This is a genomic window from Corynebacterium marinum DSM 44953, assembly GCF_000835165.1.
GTDB lineage: Bacteria > Actinomycetota > Actinomycetes > Mycobacteriales > Mycobacteriaceae > Corynebacterium > Corynebacterium marinum.
On the sequence record NZ_CP007790.1, the window covers coordinates 561,630 to 581,609 of the forward strand.

15 protein-coding genes are annotated in these 19,980 nt (G+C 70.2%); 12 read left to right on the forward strand and 3 right to left on the reverse strand.

Annotated elements, in window-relative coordinates:
• Positions 1 to 343 precede the first annotated feature (343 nt).
• Positions 344 to 775, forward strand: a complete 432-nt coding sequence (locus B840_RS02790) for a hypothetical protein (protein ID WP_156971816.1) — start codon at positions 344 to 346, stop codon at positions 773 to 775.
• On the opposite strand, the gene B840_RS02795 is transcribed toward B840_RS02790, so the two are convergent.
• Both B840_RS02795 and B840_RS02800 read right to left on the reverse strand, forming a co-directional pair.
• The gene (locus B840_RS02795; protein ID WP_042620871.1) at positions 772 to 1,983 is read right to left on the reverse strand and encodes an Rv3212 family protein; all 1,212 of its coding nucleotides are present in this window, start codon (positions 1,981 to 1,983) and stop codon (positions 772 to 774) included. The two genes, B840_RS02790 and B840_RS02795, sit on opposite strands and share 4 nt — an antisense overlap.
• Positions 1,983 to 3,293, reverse strand: coding sequence for a DEAD/DEAH box helicase (locus B840_RS02800; RefSeq protein WP_042620872.1), 1,311 nt, complete (start codon positions 3,291 to 3,293; stop codon positions 1,983 to 1,985). Before B840_RS02800 ends, B840_RS02795 begins: the two co-directional genes overlap by 1 nt.
• A 38-nt stretch (positions 3,294 to 3,331) precedes the next feature.
• Between B840_RS02800 and B840_RS02805 the strand changes: the two genes are divergently transcribed.
• The 8 genes from B840_RS02805 to B840_RS02840 are packed head-to-tail and all read left to right on the forward strand — an operon-like array spanning position 3,332 to position 15,459.
• Entirely contained in the window at positions 3,332 to 3,559 is a 228-nt protein-coding gene (locus B840_RS02805) for a DUF3107 domain-containing protein (RefSeq protein WP_042622466.1), read from the forward strand.
• A gap of 57 nt (positions 3,560 to 3,616) precedes the next feature.
• Positions 3,617 to 4,543 carry a DUF3152 domain-containing protein gene (locus tag B840_RS02810; protein WP_156971817.1) on the forward strand — a complete coding sequence of 309 codons (927 nt, stop codon included), beginning with the start codon at positions 3,617 to 3,619 and terminating at the stop codon, positions 4,541 to 4,543.
• A 24-nt stretch (positions 4,544 to 4,567) separates the two neighbouring features.
• On the forward strand, positions 4,568 to 5,329 hold the full coding sequence (locus B840_RS02815) for a TIGR02569 family protein (RefSeq protein ID WP_042620873.1): 762 nt from the start codon (positions 4,568 to 4,570) through the stop codon (positions 5,327 to 5,329).
• A 3-nt stretch (positions 5,330 to 5,332) separates the two neighbouring features.
• Positions 5,333 to 8,374 carry an ATP-dependent helicase gene (locus tag B840_RS02820; protein WP_042620874.1) on the forward strand — a complete coding sequence of 1,014 codons (3,042 nt, stop codon included), beginning with the start codon at positions 5,333 to 5,335 and terminating at the stop codon, positions 8,372 to 8,374.
• On the forward strand, positions 8,367 to 11,549 hold the full coding sequence (locus B840_RS02825; protein ID WP_042620875.1) for an ATP-dependent helicase: 3,183 nt from the start codon (positions 8,367 to 8,369) through the stop codon (positions 11,547 to 11,549). The genes B840_RS02820 and B840_RS02825 overlap by 8 nt, the downstream gene beginning before the upstream one ends.
• A gap of 48 nt (positions 11,550 to 11,597) precedes the next feature.
• Positions 11,598 to 12,674, forward strand: coding sequence for a potassium channel family protein (locus B840_RS02830; RefSeq protein WP_042620876.1), 1,077 nt, complete (start codon positions 11,598 to 11,600; stop codon positions 12,672 to 12,674).
• On the forward strand, positions 12,671 to 13,417 hold the full coding sequence (locus B840_RS02835; RefSeq protein WP_042620877.1) for an NAD(+) diphosphatase: 747 nt from the start codon (positions 12,671 to 12,673) through the stop codon (positions 13,415 to 13,417). Before B840_RS02830 ends, B840_RS02835 begins: the two co-directional genes overlap by 4 nt.
• A complete protein-coding gene (locus tag B840_RS02840; RefSeq protein ID WP_042622468.1) occupies positions 13,414 to 15,459 on the forward strand; it encodes an ATP-dependent DNA helicase UvrD2 in 2,046 nt (681 codons plus the stop codon). Before B840_RS02835 ends, B840_RS02840 begins: the two co-directional genes overlap by 4 nt.
• Here the strand turns inward: B840_RS02840 and B840_RS02845 are convergent.
• On the reverse strand, positions 15,404 to 16,276 hold the full coding sequence (locus tag B840_RS02845) for a hypothetical protein (protein WP_156971818.1): 873 nt from the start codon (positions 16,274 to 16,276) through the stop codon (positions 15,404 to 15,406). The genes B840_RS02840 and B840_RS02845 overlap by 56 nt on opposite strands.
• Before the next feature lie 47 nt (positions 16,277 to 16,323).
• On the opposite strand from B840_RS02845, the gene B840_RS02850 reads away from it, so the two are divergent.
• From B840_RS02850 to B840_RS02860, 3 genes are all read left to right on the forward strand, one after another.
• On the forward strand, positions 16,324 to 16,815 hold the full coding sequence (locus B840_RS02850; protein WP_042620878.1) for a M48 metallopeptidase family protein: 492 nt from the start codon (positions 16,324 to 16,326) through the stop codon (positions 16,813 to 16,815).
• A 143-nt stretch (positions 16,816 to 16,958) separates the two neighbouring features.
• Positions 16,959 to 19,334 (forward strand): MMPL family transporter, encoded by a 2,376-nt coding sequence (locus B840_RS02855; RefSeq protein ID WP_042620879.1) that lies wholly within the window; start codon positions 16,959 to 16,961, stop codon positions 19,332 to 19,334.
• 11 nt (positions 19,335 to 19,345) lie between these two features.
• Positions 19,346 to 19,939, forward strand: coding sequence for a TetR family transcriptional regulator (locus tag B840_RS02860; RefSeq protein ID WP_042620880.1), 594 nt, complete (start codon positions 19,346 to 19,348; stop codon positions 19,937 to 19,939).
• Positions 19,940 to 19,980 lie beyond the last annotated feature (41 nt).

Genomic DNA, 19,980 nt, shown 5'->3' on the forward strand with positions numbered 1-19,980 from the left:
TCACGTGGCGTTAACCCTCTGATGGCTCGGGGTTAAGGACCGCTTAATTTGCCGGTCGTTTTTGCTACTTGAAGATAATGACACGTGAACACGGAGTGCGCTAGAGGTAAACCTTGATTTGTGAGTGAACTCACATGATTGTATGCAATGTTAACCTTGTAAAGTGTCCTGTGTCACTGTTTGTGTTCTTTTCATCAAAGCCTGTGACCTGCCGAAACAGCCATTTCCCCTGATACACGGCACTGCTCCAAACGCAAAATCTCCTGGAGCTCCTGCGAGGAGGTCGCCCTCCGTCTCGCAGGCCAAGATGAACAGCAAACCCTCCCGTATAGACTCATGAGCCGTGACCGACGTGAATCCCCGCCCCCAGCCGCCCGCCCAGATCCGGTGGGCAGGCCTCATCGCCATCGCGCAATCGGTGATCGCCTTTGCCTTCGCCGGTTTCCTGGTGTTCCGTGACATCACCGGCGCGGAAGAGCGTTCCCTGGTGTCCGACAGCGCGAACATCGCCTGGGTCGGCACCGGGACGGCCGTCTTCATGGCGATCATCTTCGGAACCGTGGCCGTCGGCGCCGTCTCCATGATCCGCGGGCACAAGTGGGGGCGTGGCCCGATCGTGCTCCTGGAGATCATTCTGCTGGGCGTCGCCTACTTCATGTTCACCGGCGGTGCTTGGGCCATGGGCGTGGCCACCGCGGTCTCCGCGGTCGCGGCGCTGGCGCTGCTGTTCAACCGCCGCGCCTTCGAGTGGGCGGAGGAAACCTACCGCTCCTAGGTTAGCCCGACGGTCTGGCCGCCGCGTTTCTCCACGACCGTCGCCCCCGCCACCCCCAGCGTCACCATCCCGTCGTAGCCCCCGCGGTCGACCGGGATGGTTTTCTCCGTTTCCCCGGTGTCCCAGTCGACCACCGCGATTCCCTCGCTCGTGGGCGCGAGCAGCCGCCCCCCGACGGCCACGCCGGTTCCTGCGGCGTCCTCGACCACCTGCCGGACCTCCAGGTCGTCCGGGCCGAGGAGGTAGAGGCGCTCGCCGTCGAAGAACGACACGTGGTGCGGAAGATCTGCGGTGACCGGCGCGAAAGGGAGGGTGCGGCCGTCGCCGTCGCCGGAGGCCGCGGGAACCGTCACACGCCCCGCTTCCCGGCCGTCGGCCAGATAGGTGACCAGTTCGCCGTCATCGTACACCGCGGCCGCTGCCTGGCTGACGGCCACGAGGCGGGCCCCCGGACCGGACAGCTCCACGTCCGCGAGGACCTCGGGGCTGCGGGACTCCTCGGGGGTGGTTTCCTGGAACCGGAGCCAGGTGCCCTGCCCGTCCGGGCAGACTTCCGTGACCGCGAGGTGCTCCGTGCGGGTGAGCGCCGAGGTGATGCGGCAGCCCGGGTGCGGCTGCAGATGCGGTTCCTGCACGCCCTCCACTTCGCCGTATTCGACGGTACGCACCAGATCGGAGCGCCACAGCTCCAGCCGTTCAGCGCCGACCGTGCCGATCCGGTCGTTGGAGGCGACGGCCACCACCTCGTCCGGGGAAATCGAACTCCGGGTTGCCGTGTATTGGCCTGAGTCGGCGTCGAGCGAGACGACATCGCCGCACCCGTTCGCCGCCCGCCAGGTGGTGACCACCCGCCCCCACGCCGCGCCCAGGGAGCACAGATCGAGGTCGCGGCGGTAGGTCCACACCGTTTCCCCCGCCGGATCGGAGGCGGTGACGGTGCGGTCGGCGTAGGTGACCACGAGACCGTCGACGATGACGGGGCGGTGGACGCCGGGCAGGGGTGCGTCGTCAAGCGACCAGGCGGGGCTGAGTGAATCCGGCACGGTGTCCAGGACCGGGGCGGCGGTGAACTCGCCGGCCGCGGGGGTGAGCTCGGAGCCCCGGATCGGCGAGGTGAGCCACACCCCGGCGACCGCGGCGAGGGAGACTGCCGTGACGGCGGCGGTGGCGACGAGGTCGCCGCGGGTTCTGCGCAGCGGCCGGGCCATCAGTGGCGGGACTTTCCCCGGGCAGGGCGCGGAGCACGGCTCCGGACCGCGGCGGCCGCGCCGCCGAACACCCGGCGCGGCTTGCCCACCGATTCCTGGGCGCCCTCGGGAATGGACAGCGCGCCGAAGAGCTCGGGGGAAGTGGAGAACCACTGCGGCGGCTCCGGGGTGCCGAGGCCGAGCTCCTCGTCGATCAACTTCCACTTCGGCAGTTCGTCGTAGCCCACGAGGGTCACCGCGGTGCCGGAGTGCCCGGCTCGGCCCGTGCGGCCGATGCGGTGGACGTAGGTCATCGGATCGTCCGGGGTCTGGTAGTTGATGACGTGCGTGACGTCGTCGATGTCGATGCCGCGGGCGGCGACGTCGGTTGCCACGAGGATGTCGATCGTGCCGTCGCGGAACGCCGCGAGCGACTTCTCGCGCGCAGGCTGGCCCATGTCGCCGTGCACCGACCCGACCGCGAAACCGCGCCCGGCCAGGTCCGTGGCCACATCGGCCGCGGTGCGCTTGGTGCGGGCGAAGACGATGGTCCTGCCCCGGCCCTGCGCCTGGAGAATCCGGGCGGTGACGGCGGCTTTGTCCATCCGGTGCGCCTGGAAGACGACCTGGTTCGTGGTGGAGTGGGTGTGGGCGGCGCCCACCTCCTCGGCGCGGATGTGCACGGGCTGATGGAGGAAGCTGCGCGCGAGCGTGATGATGGGACCCGGCATCGTCGCGGAGAACAGCATCGTCTGGTGTTCGTGCTCCAGGGCGGTGAGAATCTTCTCGATGTCGGGCAGGAAACCCAGGTCCAGCATCTCGTCGGCCTCGTCGAGCACGAGGACCGCCACACGGTCCAGCTGGAGGTCGCCGCGCTGGTAGAGGTCGATGAGACGTCCCGGGGTGCCCACGACGACGTCGACGCCCGCCTTGAGGGCGTCGAGCTGCTCCTCGTAGGGCCGTCCGCCGTAGATCGTGGTCAACCGGACCGGCAGCCTGGCCGCGGCGCGCCGGAGATCCTCTCCGACCTGCACCGCGAGTTCGCGGGTGGGGACGATGACGAGGGCGCGGGGCGTGCCGTCGAGTTCCTCGACATCCGCGGCGTCGAAGACGCGGTCGAGGAGGGGGACGCCGAAACCGAGGGTCTTACCCATTCCGGTGCGGGCCTGGCCGATCAGGTCGGTGCCGTCGAGGGCGAGCGGCAGCGTGAGCTCCTGGATGGCGAAGGTCCGGGTGATGCCCTCGGCGGCGAGCGCCTCGCAGATCTCCTCGGCCACACCCAGTTCAGCGAAGGTGGGGGAGGCCGGCTTGGACGGGGTAGGTGCAGACACAACTTAGATACTATCGGCACCCGTCTATGATGGGGTCCATGGATATCAAGATCGGATTCGCAGATTCCCCGCGTGAGCTCGTCATCACCACCGACACCGACCAGAATGAGGTGGCAGAGCAGGTCGCACAGGCGCTGGACAACGATGCCGCGACCCTCAAGCTGACCAACGACAAGGGCGTCCGCTACATCGTCCGCGCACGCCAGATCGCCTACGTGGAACTCGGCACCACCACCCAGCGCTCCGTCGGTTTCGCCGGCGCCTGACCGCAGCGTCCGACCGCAACATCCGCACCACGTCCCCGAAAGACACCTCAACCCTCCATGAGTCCTGGTTCCCGCGAGGCCGCACTGGCCCGTTACGCCCGTGAACTGGGATGGCGCGCCTACGCCATCCCGGTGCTCGTCGTCATCACCGTCTGGGTGCTCGTCGACGTGTTCAGCGCACCCGCAGACCGGGGCGCACAGGACTCCGGCAGCGTCAACTCCACCGCACAGTCGACGGATCGCGGCGATGCCACGGACACCGCCGGCACGGACGGCGGCCGCCGCCCCGGCCCGGACCCGGCGGACTCCCCCCGGCAGCAGCTGGCGGTCGACCAGCTGCCGCCCGGCGGCCCCTACGCAGAACAGGGCGGGGGAACCTACCGGGTGGTGGGCGCCCCGGGTCTGGCCGCCGGTGAAGGGGCGGAGCAGGTGGTGCGTTTCGTCGTCGAGGTCGAGGACGGCGTGGACACCTCCGGCTCCGGGGGCGACGACGCCCTGTCGGCGATGATCGACGCCACCCTGGCCAACCCCAAGAGCTGGATCAATGACCCCGCCTTCCGCTTCGAGCACGTCGGCCCCGGGGACGATCCGGACATGCGCATCCAGCTCACCAGCGTGGGCACCACCCGGGAGGTGTGCGGCGGCCGTGATCTCGAGATGGAGACCAGCTGCCACATCCGCGTCGACGGCGAGAGCCGGGTCATCATCAACGAGTCCCGCTGGGTGCGCGGCGCCGCCCCCTTCAACGGCGACCTCGGCTCCTACCGGCAGTACCTGATCAACCACGAGGTCGGGCACGGCCTCGGCTTCGCCGAGCATGAGGCGTGCAGCGCGGAGGGGGAACTCGCGCCGATCATGATGCAGCAGACCCTGTCCCTCAACAACGCCGAGCTGTACACCTTCAGCCCGGAGGAGGTCTATCCGGATGAGAACGTCACCTGCCAGTACAACCCCTGGCCGTACCCGCGGCCCGCGGTGCTCTAACCTCCACCGGTCGAGCGGGCGACGATGATCCAGGAGACCGTCCCCGCCCACGTCGTCGCCGCATTCCAGGGCGAGGTCGGCCTGCCGGAACCGGCCGGCCACGCCTGGGACAACGGCTGGCGGGTCGGATCCGTCGTGTACTCCCGCGCCAGCGGCGTGGCCGCCGGATGGTCCGCGAAACTGCGCGGCACCCTCCAGATCGACGGGGTGCGCCTCGCGCGGCCGGTCCGCTCCACCGACGGCCGGTTCGTCGTCGCCGGCTGGAAGGCCTCCACCTGGATCGACGGCGACCTGTCGCGCCGGGTGGATGAGACGGTCCTGGTCGCGCTGCGCCTGGCCGACGCGCTGGCGGAGCAGCCCGCCCCGCCGGAGCCCGAGCAGGCGGATCTTTTCGTGCTGGCGGACCATCGGGCGTGGGAGGAGACCTCGCCCGAGTACCGGCCTGTCGCCGGACCGATGCAGGTCGGTCACGCCGACCTGCTGACCTGCACCCTCTACCACGGCTCGCAGGCCCCGGTGGTGACGGATCTGGTGCCTTTCTCCGTGCCGCGCCCGCGCGGTTACACGGCGGCCCTGGTCATCGTCGACGGACTCATCGCCGGAGCCGTGGACGACGGCATTCTCGACAGATTCCGTCATCTTCCCGACCTCGACCAGCTGTTACTGCGCGCCGTGAGCTACCGTCGCCACGTCAACGATCTGCATCCGCACTCGTCCTCGAACGCCCGTGCCCACATCCGGAGGGTGGAGGATCTGCTCGTGTCGAGGCTTGCTGACACAATCTAGGGCATGACCTCTCTGCCCCCGATTCCCGTCGTCCGGCTCACCGCGCGGGACAAGAACCTGCCCCGGCGCACCTGGGACGCGGATCTGCCCGCTTCCGGGGTCTGGCGGGTCACCGGCCCGGCGGGGTCGGGTGTGACCAGCCTGCTCATCGACACCGTCCTGGCCCGCATCGACGCAGGCGAGGACCCCACCGGGATCCTCGTCGTCGCAGCCTCCAAGGAGACCGGGGCGATCATCCGCCGCGAGCTCACGGACCGTCTCTCCGGCACCGACTTCGCCTCCGAGGCCCCGCTTGTGCGCTCCGTGCACTCCCTGGCCTTCGCGCTGCTCCGCGACGCCTCCGAGGAGCCGGTGCGCCTGATGACGGGCGCGGAGCAGGACGCGGTCATCCGCGAACTGCTTGCCGGTCACGCAGAGGAGGGCCGCGGCACCTGGCCGGACGAGCACCGCCCGGCGTTGACCTTCGTGGGTTTTGCCCGGCAGCTGCGCGACTTCCTTCTGCGCGCCGCGGAACGCGGGTTGTCGCCGGAGGACCTGGAGGAACTCGGGCGCACCCACGGGCGCCCCATCTGGACCGCGGCCGGCGGCTTCCTGCGGGAGTACGAACAGACCATGTCCCTGTCCTCGGCCTCCAGCTACACCAGCTACTCCGCTTCCGAGCTGGTCGCCGCCGCCCTCGAGAAGCCTTTGGCCTCCCGCTGGCACACCCTCGTCGTCGACGATGCTCAGCACCTGGATCCGACGTCGGCTGAACTGGTGCGTAGGCTCATCCCCGGCACGGACCTCGTGGTGGTCGGCGGCGATCCCGAGCAGTCGATCTTCCGGTTCCGGGGTGCCTCGCCAGCGTTCCTCACGGAGCTGCCCGTCGACCATGAGATCGTGCTTACCGGCAGCCTGCGGACCCCGGAGCGGGAGGTGGTCGTCGTCGATTCCTTCCCCACGCAGAACGCGCTCATCGCCGACCGCCTCCGCCGGGCGCACCTGCTGGCGGGCGTCCCCTGGTCCGACATGGCCGTGGTGGTCCGCTCCACCGGCCAGATCGCCCCCGTCCGCCGGGCGCTGCTGGCCGCCGGCGTCCCCGTGCACATCAGCCCCACCGACGTCGTCCTCGCCGAACAACGCATCGTGTCCAATCTGCTGCTGGGTATCCGTGGGCTGACCGAGGAACTCACCTCCTCCGAACTGCAGGATCTCCTGCTCGGCCCGGTCGGCGGGGCCGATCCGGTGACGTTGCGCCGACTCATCCGCGGCCTGCGGCGCTTCGACCCGGCCACCCGGGGCATCGACACCCTCCGCGGCCTGCTCCTCCCGGACGCCGACATGCCCGACTTCGGCGGCCTGCTCACCGAACGGGAACGGTCCATCCTCGCCCGGATCTGCGGCGTCCTCGAGGCGGGCCGGGCGGCGATGAAGACCGGCAGCGTGGAGGAGATCCTGTGGGCGGTGTGGTCGGCCACCGGGCTGTCGGACCACCTGCTGGCCTCCGCCCTGCGCGGCGGCGCCGGCGGTTCCCAGGCCGACCGCGACCTGGATGCGGTGATGTCGCTTTTCGACGCCGCCGGTGACTACGCCGAACGACGCCCCACCGGTTCCATCCGCAGCTTCATCACCCACATCACCGAGCAGGAGCTGCCCACCGGCGTCCGCGACCGGCGGACCGCTGCCCCGCAGGCCGTCACCCTGCTCACCGCGCACGGCACCGTCGGAGGAGAATGGGGGCACGTCATCGTCGCGGGGGCCCAGGAGGGGGACTGGCCCTCATTGGGCGAGACGGGGTCGATCTTCGACCAGGAGGAGCTGGTCGAGCTTCTCGACGCCGGCGTCGATCCGAACGTCCCCGTCTCCCGCACCGCCGACCGGCTGAAGGAGGAGCGGCGCCTGTTCCACGTGGCCGTCACGCGCGCCACCGCAACCCTCCTGGTCACCGCCGTGAACTGCCCGGACGCGGATGAGCCGACCGAGCCGTCCCGCTTCGTCGATGAGTTCGCCCTCGCCCACGGGCTGGCCCCGCAGCGGTTCTGCGCGGACCCGGCCGGGGAGGCCGGCGACTACCAGCGGCTGCACGTCCGGCTGCTGTCGGTCCCGGCGCTGCTCGCCGAGCTGCGGCGGACGGCCAGCGACCCGGCCGCCCGCGCCGACGAACGCGCCCAGGCCGCCCGCCAGCTCGCCCGCCTGGCGCAGGCGGGTGTCCCGGGCGCGGACCCGGCGGAGTGGTGGACCACCACGGCCCCGTCGACCATGGAACCCCTGCCGACGGCGCCCGCCCTGTCGCCTTCGCGCATCGAGGGCCTGCTCAACTGCCCGCTGCGGGAGGTCATCCAGCGGCTCGTCGCGGAGGAGGACACCCCGGCGGCGCTGACCCGGGGAACGCTCGCGCACGCCTACCTGGAGGCGGTGGGGCGCGGCGTCGACACGCAACAGGCGAAGGACCTGACCCTCGCGGCGTGGGACCAGGTGCAGAACGACCCGGAGTGGCGGGTGGCCACGGAACGGGAGTCGCTGGCCCGCCTGCTCGACCGCACCAGCCTGTGGCTGACGCAGTCGCGCAGCCGCATGACCCTGGTGGGCGCAGAACTCGACCTGGACGTCGCGGTGGACGAGGGGGTGCGGATCCGCGGGCGCATGGACCGCCTCGAGGTGGACGAGTCCGGCGACCACTGGGTCGTGGACCTCAAGACCGGGGGCCAGGCCGTCTCCCAGCCCGCCGCCCAGCAGCACGTGCAGCTCACCGCCTACCAGCTGGCGCTGCGCAACGGCGCACTCCACGACGGCCGGGTGACGGACCTGGCGCCGGGGGATGAGGGGCTCCCCGTCGGCGGCGGCGTGCTGGTCTACCCGGGGACGAAGACGAAAGACGTGTCCACGCGTGAACAGGCGGCGCACCCCCCGGAGGTTCTCGATGAGTTCGCCTCCCTCCTGCCGGGCCTGGTCCGCGAACTCCGGGGGCCGACGCTGACCGCCCGCATCAACGACGGCTGCGAACGCTGCCCCGTCCGCGCCATCTGCCCGCTCCAGCCCGAAGGAAAGGCCACCACCCGTGTCTGACATCTCCCCGCTCCTGCTGTCCCGTGTGCTCGGCCAGGAGCACGGCCCCACGCCGCAGCAGGCTGACATCATCGGCGAGGAACCCGGCCCGCTGCTCGTGGTCGCCGGCGCCGGCGCGGGGAAAACCGAGACAATGGCCTCCCGGGTCGTCTGGCTCATGGCCAACGGCTTCGCCACCCCCGACCAGGTCCTCGGGCTCACCTTCACCCGCAAGGCCACCCAGCAGCTCGGCCGGCGGATCCGGCAACGTCTGCAGACGCTCGCCGGCACCCCGAAGGTCCGCGACCAGGACCCCAGCGGCAAGCTGGCCGACCAGCTGGTCAACCAGGCGCCGACAGTGTCCACCTACGACTCTTTCGCGGGCCAGCTCATCCGTGAATACGGCCTGCTCGTGCCGGTGGAACCCACGGCCCGCATCATCACCGAGGCGGAGCGCTACGCCATCGCCCACGAGGTGGTGACCAACTACCGGGGGCGGCTCACCGCGACCCAGTCCGTCGGGCACGTCACCGAATCCCTCATCAACCTGGTCGACGAAATGAACAACCAGGTGGTCACGGCGGAGGAGATCGTCAGCGAATCCCGCGCCCTCGTGGACACGGTCCCGGACCTGCCCAAGGGCCCGCGCCAGGGCGCCGCCCTCAACAAGAAGGTCCAGGGTTGGCTGGACACCCAGGAGACCCGCCTGGAGTATCTGCCGCTCGTCGAGTCCCTCCGGAGCGAACTGGACCGCCGCGGGGTGGTCACCTTCAACGAGCAGATGTCGGTCGCCGCGGCGCTGGCCCGTGACAACGCCGCCGTCGGCGCTGCCCAACGCCGCCGCTTCCGCGTCGTCATGCTCGACGAGTACCAGGACACCTCCCACGCCCAGCGGGTGCTCATGCGCAGCCTGTTCGGGGCAGAGGAGCCCGGCCTGACCGTCACCGCCGTCGGCGACCCGATGCAGTCGATCTACGGCTGGCGCGGCGCGACGGCCGCAAACCTCGCCGCCTTCACGGAGGATTTCCCGGTCGACGGCGCGCCCGCCCCGAAGCGGGAGCTGACGGTCTCCTTCCGCAACCCCCCGGAGATCCTCTCCCTGGCCAACGCCGTCTCCGCGGAAGTGCTGGGCACCGGACCGGACCGGGCGGTCGCGCCGCTGGATCCGCGGGAAGACGCGCCCGCGGGCGAGGTCACGCTGGGCTTCTGGGCCGACCCGGAGGAGGAGATCGCCTACGTCGCGGACCGCCTGGCCGCTGAGTACCACCTCCGGCAGGAGGCGGGGGACAACTTCGACGCAGCGGTGCTCGTTCGCAAGAACCGCCATACCGGCCCCATCGCCGAGGCCCTGGCGGAACGCGGCGTGCCCTACGAGGTGGTGGGGCTCAGCGGCCTGCTCCACGAACCCGAGGTCGCGGACGTCGTGGCCGTGGCCACCATGCTCATCCGCCCGGCCGACACCGCCGCGGCCCTGCGCGTCCTCACCGGCCCGATGGTGGGGCTCGGCCTGGCGGACCTGGTGGCCCTCGGGCAGCGGGCCCGCAACCTCACCGGCCGTCCCGACCGTGTCATCCACCCCGGGGAGCCCCTGGAGCGCCTGGTCTCCCAGCTGGCGGAACTGACCGCCGACCCGCCCGAGCAGATCAGCGGACTCACCGACGCCATCGCGGACCTCGGCGAGCGCTCCCGCTACTCCCCGGACGGCGTGCGCCGCCTGGAGAAGCTCTCCGCGCGGCTGCGCCGTCTGCGCACCCTGAGCCTGGGCAAGTCCCTGCCCGATCTGTTCGCCGACATCGAGCAGGCCTTCGGCGTGCGCACCGAGGTGCTCGCCCGCCGCTCCGACGCCGGCGCCGTCCACCTGGACCGGCTCGCCGAGCACGTCGCCGGTTTCGCCGGGGATTCGCTCAGCGCGCTGCTGGACTACTTCCGGTTGGCGGCGGACCACGAGAAGGGCCTCGCCGCCGGCGAGGTCACCCACCGCGGCGACCGGGTGCAGATCCTCACCTCCCACAAGGCCAAGGGACTGGAATGGAAGATGGTGTGCGTCCTCCACACCGACTCCGGCACGTGGTCGGCGAAGGCCTCGACCTTCCTCACCAACATCACCCGGGTGCCGGACCCGGAGTTCGGCGCGCTGGCGGCCGATGACCGCAAGGAGTTCGAGGACCTGGCCGCCGCATACATCGACGGCCGACGGGCCGCCGAGGCGGAGGAGGCCACCCGGCTGTTCTACGTCGCCATCACCCGTTCCGAGCGCACCCTCCTGGTGACCGGCTCCGCCCAGACCGCGAAGGCTCAACCCTACGAGCACCTGGAACGCCTTCGCGCCCTCGTGCCCGAGGAAGCCGTGGTGGCCTGGGAGGTGGCGCAGGACAGCGGCAACGAACAGGAGAAACAGGGGAAACTTCCTCCGGAGGGGACCTTCCCCGATCTCCACCCCGACCCCCACGCGCAGGCCGGCGCGGAGCTGGTGCGCGCGGCGATGGCGGAACTGCCGCCCGCTGCCGCCGGCGAGACCTATGAGTTCTGGGAGGCGGAGACGAGCGCTCTCATCGCGGAGCACGAGGCGATGCTGGCCCCGGTGGTCGAGGTGGAGCTGCCCGGTGAGCTCACCGCCACCGACCTGGTGGCGCTGCGGCAGGACCCCGTGCAGTTCGCCCGCCGCCAGCGCCGCCCGGTGCCCTTCCGGCCGAACCAGTACGCCAAGCGGGGCACCGCCTTCCACGAATGGCTGGAAGACCGGTTCGGGGGCGGCTCGCTGCTGGACGAGGAGCAGCTGCCGGGCATCGACGAGGAGGTCGTCCACGCGGAGGATCTGGCGAGGCTCAAGGAGTCCTTCCTCGCCAGCGAATGGTCGGAGCGCACGCCGGCCTTCGTGGAGCAGCCCTTCGAGGTGTCGATCGGCGGAGTCGTCGTGCGTGGGCGGATGGACGCTGTGTTCCGCGACCCCGGGAATCCGGAGGGTTGGCTCATCGTCGACTGGAAGACGGGACGCCCGCCGAGAGGTCCCGAGCGTCGCGCCGCCATCATCCAGCTCGCGGTATACCGGGAGGCGTGGCGGCGCATCATCGGCGACGCGCCGGTCCGCGCGGCGTTCCACTACGTCGGCTGGAACGAGACCCTGGAGCCGCGCGACCTGCCCGGAGCAGACGACCTCGTGGCGCTGCTGGCGCACGCCACGGCCGGCAACCAGTAGAGTCTGTCAACAGTAAACTTCAGACGAGACGGCAGGAAGGGGCCAGGAATGCGCAACCGCATCCGGGAACGATTCCGCGGCGACACGGAGCTCAGTCAGCTGCCGGATCACGCGCTGCTCGGGATCATCAACATCCCGGGGGCCATCGCGGCGAGCCCGTGGTCGCTCATCGGGCGGCGGGTGCTCTACGCGTTCCTCCTGCTGTTCGTCGTGGCGTTCATCGTCTACGTGGACAAGGACGGCTACACCGAGCACCTGACCTTCATCGACGCCTTCTATTACTCGGCGGTGTCCCTGTCCACCACCGGGTACGGCGACATCACCCCGGTGACCCAGTCGGCGCGGCTGATCAACATCGTGATCATCACGCCGATCCGTATCGCCTTCGTTATTCTCCTGGTCGGCACGACGCTGTCGGTGCTGACGGAGAATTCCCGCAAGACCCTGCAGATCCAGCGTTGGAGGAAGACCGTGCGCAACCACACCATCGTCATCGGCTACGGCACCAAGGGGCGTTCTGCCGTCTCGGCGCTGCTCGCCGACGGCGTGCCGCCCACCCAGATCGTCGTGGTCGACACCGACAAGTCGGTCCTCTCCCGCGCCGAGAACCAGGGCCTGGTCACGGTGTACGGCTCCGGCACGAAAGCGGACGTGCTCAAGATCGCCGGCGTCACCCGCGCCCGGTCGGTGGTGGTGGCCCCGAGCTCCGACGACACGGCCGTTCTGGTCACCTTGTCGGTGCGTGAGCTCGCACCCTCGGCGATGATCGTGGCCAGCGTGCGCGAATCGGAGAACCAGCACCTGCTGGAGCAGTCCGGCGCCGACTCTGTGGTCATTTCCTCGGAGACGGCGGGCCGGCTGCTGGGGCTGGCCACGGTCACGCCCACCGTCGTGGAGATGATGGAGGACCTCCTCAGCCCCGACGAGGGCTTCTCCGTCGCCGAACGCCCGATCGGGGAGGACGAGGTGGGCGCCAACCCCCGGCACCTCGCCGACATCGTGCTCGGCCTCGTGCGATCGGGCGAGCTCTACCGCATTGACAGCCCCGAGGCCGAGACAGTCGAACCCGGCGACCGTCTGCTGTACATCCGCCGCGTCACCGGGGAGGACGTGAAGCGTCCGTGACGCGTTTTCTGGCCATCGGCCCCGCCGGTGAGGTCCCCGTCTCCGCGGCCGGCGAACCGCTCTACTTTCCGGCGCCCCCGCACCCCGGGCCGCTCCACACCGTCGCCGTCAGCCCGGACCTCATCGCGCTGGGTGTGTCCGCGGAGGCGGCGGCGGCGCTGGCTGAGGCGGCCGGCGGCCGCCTGGAAGACCCGCGCCACTTCGGCCGCGACCGGGAGGTCTCCCGTGCGGTCGCTCTGCTGCGCCACCGCGGCCAGATCAGTTTCGACCCCGTCGACGGCACCCCGGTGACGTTCGCCGCGGACGGGGTCGTGGCCGTGGGCGGCCAGGGTCGACGTATCTTCCCGCGGGTGGACCCGGCAGTGATCGGCCTGGTGGAACTGGCAGGCCAGGAGCGTATCCTCCTGGCGCGCAACGCGAATCGGGGACAGTATTTCTCCCTCATCGCCGGCTATGTCGACGCGGGGGAGAACCTGGAGGAGGCCTTCATCCGCGAGGTCCGGGAGGAGACCGGCCGCCGGATCTCCGGCGTCACCTACTGGGGCAGCCAGCCGTGGGCCCCCAGCGGTTCACTCATGGTCGGGTTCACGGCCCTGACGCGGGACGAACACCCGGTCGGCCGGACAGACGGGGAACTCGTGGAGATCCGCTGGGTGTCCCGCCCGGAACTGGGGGGCCTACCCCTGGCCCGCCCCGGTTCGATCGCGCATGCGATGATCACGGAATGGAGGAACGCCCGGTGATCGACCTGAATGAACTGGACGACGACCAGCGAGTCGCCGCCACCGCGCCCCGCGGCCCGGTGTGCATCCTCGCCGGCGCGGGGACGGGCAAGACCCGCACCATCACCTACCGGATCGCCCACCTCATCAACCAGGGCTTCGTCAGCCCCAACCGGGTGCTCGCGGTGACCTTCACCTCGCGTGCGGCCGGCGAGATGCGCCACCGCCTGGGGCTCATGGGCGTCGGCGGGGTGCAGGCGCGGACCTTCCACGCCGCCGCGCGCCGGCAGCTGTCGTATTTCTGGCCGCAGGTCGCCGGCTCCCTGCCGTGGCGCCTGGTGGACAACAAGTTCCCCCTCGTCGGCCGCGCGGCCCGCGGCGTGGGCGTCGAGTCGACCACGGAGAACGTCCGCGACCTCCTCGGTGAGATCGAGTGGGCCAAGGCGACGCTGATCACCCCGGACCAGTATCCGGCGCGCATCGAGAACACCGACCGCACCCCGCCCGTCCCGGCGGAGAAGGTCGCCGAGGTCTACCGCCGCTACGAGGCGGCCAAGACCACGGAGGAGGGCATGCTCCTGGACTTCGACGACCTGCTCCTCCACGTTGCCGCCGCCCTGGAGAACGCCCCGGGTGTGGCGGACGAGTTCCGCGAGCAGTACCGCACCTTCGTCGTCGACGAGTACCAGGACGTCACCCCCCTCCAGCAGCGCGTGCTCGACGCCTGGCTGGGGGACCGGGACGATCTCACCGTCGTCGGCGACGCCAACCAGACCATCTACTCATTCACCGGCGCAACCCCCGCGTTCCTGCTGGATTTCCCCCGGACGTACGAGAACGCGACCGTCGTCAAGCTCCAGCGCGACTACCGCTCCACCCCGCAGGTCACCGCGCTGGCCAACACGGTGATCGGCCGGGCCACGGGCAGGGTCGCGGGCACGCGCCTGGAGCTGCAGGGAATGCGGCCGGACGGGCCCGTGCCGACCTTCAACGCCTACGACGACGAGCCGACGGAGGCCCGCGAGGTGGCCGGGCAGATCCTCACCCTCCTCGACCGCGGGGTCCCCGCCAGCGAGATAGCGGTGCTCTACCGCATCAACGCCCAGTCGCAGGCCTTCGAGCAGGCGCTCGCCGACGCCGGAATCATCTACCAGGTCCGCGGCGGAGAAGGCTTCTTCAAGCGGGCGGAGATCCGCCAGGCACTCAGTGAACTGGTCCGCGTGGCGCAACGCACCGACCTGCCCGACGACCCGGTGGCGGTCACCCGCGCGGCCCTGGCCCCCTTCGGTCTGACCCCCACCGAACCGGAGGGCGCGCAGGCGCGGGAACGCTGGCAGTCGCTGGCCGCGCTGGTCGACCTCATCGAGGAACTCATCCGGGCCACCCCGGACCTGGACCTGACCGGGGTGCTGCGGGCCCTGCGCCAACGCGCCGATTCGAAGCATCCGCCCACCATGGAGGGCGTGACGCTGGCCAGCCTGCACGCGGCCAAGGGCCTGGAGTGGGACGCGGTGTTCCTCGTCGGCCTGGTGGAGAATACGCTGCCGATCTCGCACGCCATCAAGGCGGGCAACCACCAGATCGAGGAGGAACGCCGCCTCTTCTACGTCGGCATCACCCGTGCGAGGGAACACCTCCACCTCTCCTGGTCCCTGGCACGGCAGGAGGGCGGGCGGAAGTCGCGGACCCGCTCGCGTTTCCTCGACGGGATCGTCGCCGAACTGGAGATCGAGAAAGTTCCCGCCCGCACCGTCCGGCCGAAGCGCTGCCGGGTCTGCGGCGGGGAGCTGGCCACGCCCGCCGAGAAGGTCGTCGGCAGGCACGAGGACTGCCCCTCGGGCGCGGACGGGGAGGTCTTCGAGACCCTGCGGGCCTGGCGTGCCGAAGCCGCCCGCGAAGCCGGCGTGCCCGCCTACATCGTCTTCTCCGACGCCACACTCATGGCCCTGGCAGAGACGCTCCCGGCCAGCCGCGCCGAGCTTCTCGACGTCCCCGGCGTGGGGCCCGTCAAGGTCGAGCGTTACGGCGCGCAGTTGCTGGCTGTTCTGTCGGCTTTCCGCTGAAGCTGAAGCACACCGGGCACCGCGGGTGCACCGACATGGCCTCCCGGTGCAGCCCCGACCAGGGGTCCACGGAGATGACCGCGCCGGGTTGGAGCCCCATGGGCGAGTACCCCGGCGGGGGAGGGCACCCGGCGAGTTCCGCGATGACCGCCGAGGCCTGCGCCGCGGTGGCGGCCAGCACTGCGGGATCGGGCCGGGCGGGTCCGCCGGGAAGCTGCGTGACCACGCGGTGCCAGAACCCGTCCGCGTCGGTGCGGTGCAGATCGGCGCAGAGGGGGCAGGGGCCCTCTGCGTCGATACGCAGCGGCCCGATGACCCCGCGGTGGTCGACCACGGCGCAGCTCGTCCAGGTCCGGGCGAAGCGGGTGAGCATCGGCGCCGTCGCCCGGGAATGGGCCAGTCGGTCCACCAGCACCACGGGTGCGTCGACCCTGGCGGCGGCCAGGTACGCGAACTCTGATTCGCCGCGGATGGGGGAGCGGACCCGGATTCCCGTCAGGGAGAGCAGCTCCGTGATCGACTGCGCCAGCCGCCCGCGGCCGAGGAGGATCACCTCCCGCTCTTCGCAGGGAACGAGGATGCGGTAGGCCACGAGATCATCGATGAGGCTGTGGGCGGCCGCCGGGCCGAGTCCGGCGGCGACGAGCCCGTCCACGAGTTCGGATCGTTCACGGGGGCCGCGCGCCGACAGGAGGGTGGCCAGGAGCATGGGGGCGTGCGGGGTTTCGATGATCCCGGCGCGGGTGGCGTCCAGGCCGAACTGGAGGGCATCACGCCCCCGCAGGAACACGTGGACCCCGGCCGCCAGCTCGAACATGATGCATCCCCCCTGCATCCAGTTGAGCACAGATACAATCCCGTGTCATGCCGTCCGAGATCGAGGTCATCCGTTCCCCCCGCCGACAACGCACCGTACAGGCCCGCATCGTGGGCGAGAAGGTCGTGGTGCGGATCCCCGCCCGGATGACGGTGGCGGAGGAGGAGAAGGCCGTGGCCGATATCGTGGCGAAGCTGCGGCGCAAGGCCACGTCCACCCGCACGTCCGACGAGGACCTGCTGGACCGGGCCGCACAGCTCAACCGGGAGCTTCTCGACGCCCGCGCCACCGTCCGCTCGATCCGCTGGGTGGCCAACCAGAACACCCGGTGGGGGTCCTGCACCACGTCCTCCGGTGACATCCGCATCACGGACCGGCTCCGGAACGTCCCCGATTATGTGCTGGATGCGGTGCTCGTCCACGAGCTGGTGCACACCTTCATCCCGGGGCACGGGCCGGACTTCTGGGAGTGGGCGGACCGCGCGCCTAAGGCGGAGCGCGCGAAGGGGTATCTCGAGGCGTACCAGCGCTTCTCCTGAGACGCGGGCCGGGCCGGACGGGGTAGAAGTGCAGTGAAAGTGAAACTTTGCACTACTTCTGCAAGTTGTTTTAGGCTGTCGGATGTTCGGCGTGGTTTTTCCGCGCCCCATGTCCCGCCCCACCCCGAAGGATCTCCCACCACATGGCCATATTCCTGTACAAGCTCGGTAGCCTGGCCTACCGGAAGAAATGGCCGTTCCTGGCCTTCTGGCTGATACTGATGATCGCGATCGGCACCCTGGCCGGCGCCTTCGCGAAGTCCCCGTCCACCAGCTTCACCATCCCCGGCCTCGACTCCGTGGTCACCATGGAGAAGATGCAGGAGCGCTTCCCGGGAGCCGAGGACGCCACCACCACCGCGTCGGGCACCATCGTCGTCCAGGCCCCCGAAGGCGGGACGCTGACCGACCCGGCGGTGCTGGCCGAGGTCAACGAAATGCTCGGCGAGGTCCGGGCGACCGGTGTGCTCGCCGATTCCGAGACGATCGTCGACCCGGTCATGGCGTCCCAGGGACTGCAGGCGCAGATGGTCCCGCAGCTCGAGGCGCAGGGCACCCCGCCCGAGAAGATCGCCGCCGACCTCGCTGCGGTCAGTCCGCTGAGCGGGGATGAGACCACCGGCGTCATCGCCGTGAACTTCGATGCGGCGACCGTGGGCGACATCGCGGCCGAGGACGTCGACGCGGTCACCGCCATCCTCGAGGACTACGACGAGGGTGATCTGAAAGTGGCCTACAACGGCAACGCCTTCGGCGCGGCCGCCGCCGAGATCAACATGACCTCCGAGGTGGTCGGCCTGCTGGTCGCCGCCGTCGTGCTGATGGTCACCTTCGGTTCCTTGGTCGCCGCCGGCATGCCGCTGATCTCCGCGGTCATCGGCGTGGCCATCGGCATCCTGGGCGTGCAGCTGACCACCGCTTTCTCCGACGACATCAACGAGATGACGCCGGTCCTGGCCTCCATGATCGGCCTGGCAGTGGGCATCGACTACGCCCTGTTCATCGTCTCCCGTTTCCGCAACGAGCTGATCAAGGCGGCGGGCGGCAACGACATGGAACCGAAGGACCTGGCGGAGAAGCTGCGGGGCATGAGTGTGGCCACCCGGGCGCACGCCATGGGCAAGGCGACGGGTACCGCCGGTTCCGCCGTCATCTTCGCGGGCCTCACCGTGCTCATCGCCCTGGTCGCGCTGTCCATCATCAACATCCCCTTCCTGACGGCCATGGCACTGGCTGCGGCGGCCACCGTGGTCGTCGCCGTGCTCGTGGCACTGTCCTTCCTCCCCGCCCTGGTCGGGCTTTTCGGCACCCGCGTCTTCGCCGGCCGCCTGATCGGAGTGAAGGCCCCCGACCCGGAGGACGAGTCCCCGACCATGGGACTGCGCTGGGTGCGCCGTGTGCGCAAGCGCCCGGTCGCGCACCTGATCGTCGGCGTCCTGTTCCTCGGTCTGCTGGCCATCCCGGCCGTGAACATGCGCCTGGCGATGCCCACGGACGGCACCGCCAGCCCCGGCACCCCGCCGCGCATCGCGCACGAGATGATCGACGACGCCTTCGGCCCGGGCCGCAACGCCCCGATGCTCGCCGTGGTGGACACCATCGACGTGGCGGCCGAGGAGCGCCCGGCTGCCCTGGCCGCGGCAATCCAGGAGTTCGTCTCCACCGACGGCGTGGTCAACGCCCAGGTGGCCGCCACCACCGAGAACCTGGACACGGCCCAGGTCCTCATCACCCCGGAGTACAGCGCCACCGATCCGCAGACCTCCGAAACCCTGCAGGCCCTGCGGGACGCGGAGACCGGCTTCGCCGACGCGACGGGGGCCAGCTACGGCATCACCGGTGTCACCCCGATCTTCGACGACATCTCCGACCGGCTGCAGGACGTGCTGCTGCCCTACATCGCCATCGTGCTGGTCCTGGCGTTCCTCATCCTGCTGCTGGTCTTCCGCTCGATCTGGGTGCCGTTGATCGCGGCCCTGGGCTTCGGCCTGTCGGTCGCCGCCACCTTCGGCGTCACCGTGGCCATCTTCCAGGAGGGTTGGCTCGGCATCATCGACGACCCGCAGCCGCTGCTGAGCTTCCTGCCGATCATGCTCATCGGCCTGGTCTTCGGCCTGGCCATGGACTACCAGCTCTTCCTGGTCACCCGCATGCGCGAAGGCTGGGCACACGGCAAGACCCCGGGCAATGCCACCGCCAACGGCTTCAAGCACGGTGCCCGCGTGGTCACCGCCGCCGCGCTGATCATGATCTCCGTCTTCGCGGCGTTCATGGCGCAGGAGATGGTGTTCATCAAGACCATGGGCTTCGCGCTGGCCGTCGCCGTGCTTTTCGATGCCTTCGTCGTCCGCATGATGATCATCCCGGCCACCATGTTCCTGCTCGACGAACGCGCCTGGTGGCTCCCGGCATGGCTGGACCGGATCCTGCCGAAGGTCGATGTCGAGGGCGAGGGCATCAGCCACATCACCGTCGAGAACGCCGAGGCGCCGGCTCTGGAGCCCGCCGCCTCCCGCTAGGCTGGAAGACCATGTCCAGTCTTCGGGAAACCAAGAAGGCTGCCACCCGCGCCACCCTGGCGCGGGCCGCCGCCCAGATCGCCCTCGACCACGGGGCGGAGGGGCTCACCGTGGCCGCCGTGTCCGAGGCCGCAGGGTTTTCGCCCCGCACCTTCCACAACTATTTCGACGACATGGTCGAGGCGTTGGTGGAGTTCATCACCGACCGTGTCTCCTCCCTCACCGGGCTGCTCAACGAGATCCCGGCCGACACCGGACTGTTCGAGGCCGTGGAGGAGATCGTGGTCGACGGGTTGCTGCAGGACCGGGTCGGGGCCGGGGAACTCGATTCCTTCGCCGCCCTGTTCCGCATCGGCGGAATTCTGCAGACGCTGACTGGTGCGGATGCGCGACCCCAGTTCACCCGGCACCTGCAGCCGGTGTTCGACACGGTCCACCCCCGGGCGTCCGGCCTGGACGACTTCGAGTCCCACGTCGCCGTCAACGTCGCGGTGGCTGTGTCGACCACGGCCCTGGAGACCTACTACGCGCTGCCGGAACCCCGTGACCCGGCCGTGGGGGAGAGCCTCATCCGCCGGGCCTTCTCGCTGGTGCGCCTGACATAGAAACAGCTGCACCCCCGGCCTGAATGCCAGGGGTGCAGCTG

What these genes read in the sequence shown, in the direction of transcription:
- B840_RS02795 (WP_042620871.1), bottom strand. Translation starts at nt 1,983, where the DNA reads ATGGCCCGGCCGCTGCGCAGAACCCGCGGCGACCTCGTCGCCACCGCC.
- B840_RS02805 (WP_042622466.1), top strand. Translation starts at nt 3,332, where the DNA reads ATGGATATCAAGATCGGATTCGCAGATTCCCCGCGTGAGCTCGTCATC.
- B840_RS02810 (WP_156971817.1), top strand. Translation starts at nt 3,617, where the DNA reads ATGAGTCCTGGTTCCCGCGAGGCCGCACTGGCCCGTTACGCCCGTGAA.
- B840_RS02815 (WP_042620873.1), top strand. Translation starts at nt 4,568, where the DNA reads ATGATCCAGGAGACCGTCCCCGCCCACGTCGTCGCCGCATTCCAGGGC.
- B840_RS02820 (WP_042620874.1), top strand. Translation starts at nt 5,333, where the DNA reads ATGACCTCTCTGCCCCCGATTCCCGTCGTCCGGCTCACCGCGCGGGAC.
- B840_RS02830 (WP_042620876.1), top strand. Translation starts at nt 11,598, where the DNA reads ATGCGCAACCGCATCCGGGAACGATTCCGCGGCGACACGGAGCTCAGT.
- B840_RS02845 (WP_156971818.1), bottom strand. Translation starts at nt 16,276, where the DNA reads ATGTTCGAGCTGGCGGCCGGGGTCCACGTGTTCCTGCGGGGGCGTGAT.
- B840_RS02850 (WP_042620878.1), top strand. Translation starts at nt 16,324, where the DNA reads ATGCCGTCCGAGATCGAGGTCATCCGTTCCCCCCGCCGACAACGCACC.
- B840_RS02855 (WP_042620879.1), top strand. Translation starts at nt 16,959, where the DNA reads ATGGCCATATTCCTGTACAAGCTCGGTAGCCTGGCCTACCGGAAGAAA.
- B840_RS02860 (WP_042620880.1), top strand. Translation starts at nt 19,346, where the DNA reads ATGTCCAGTCTTCGGGAAACCAAGAAGGCTGCCACCCGCGCCACCCTG.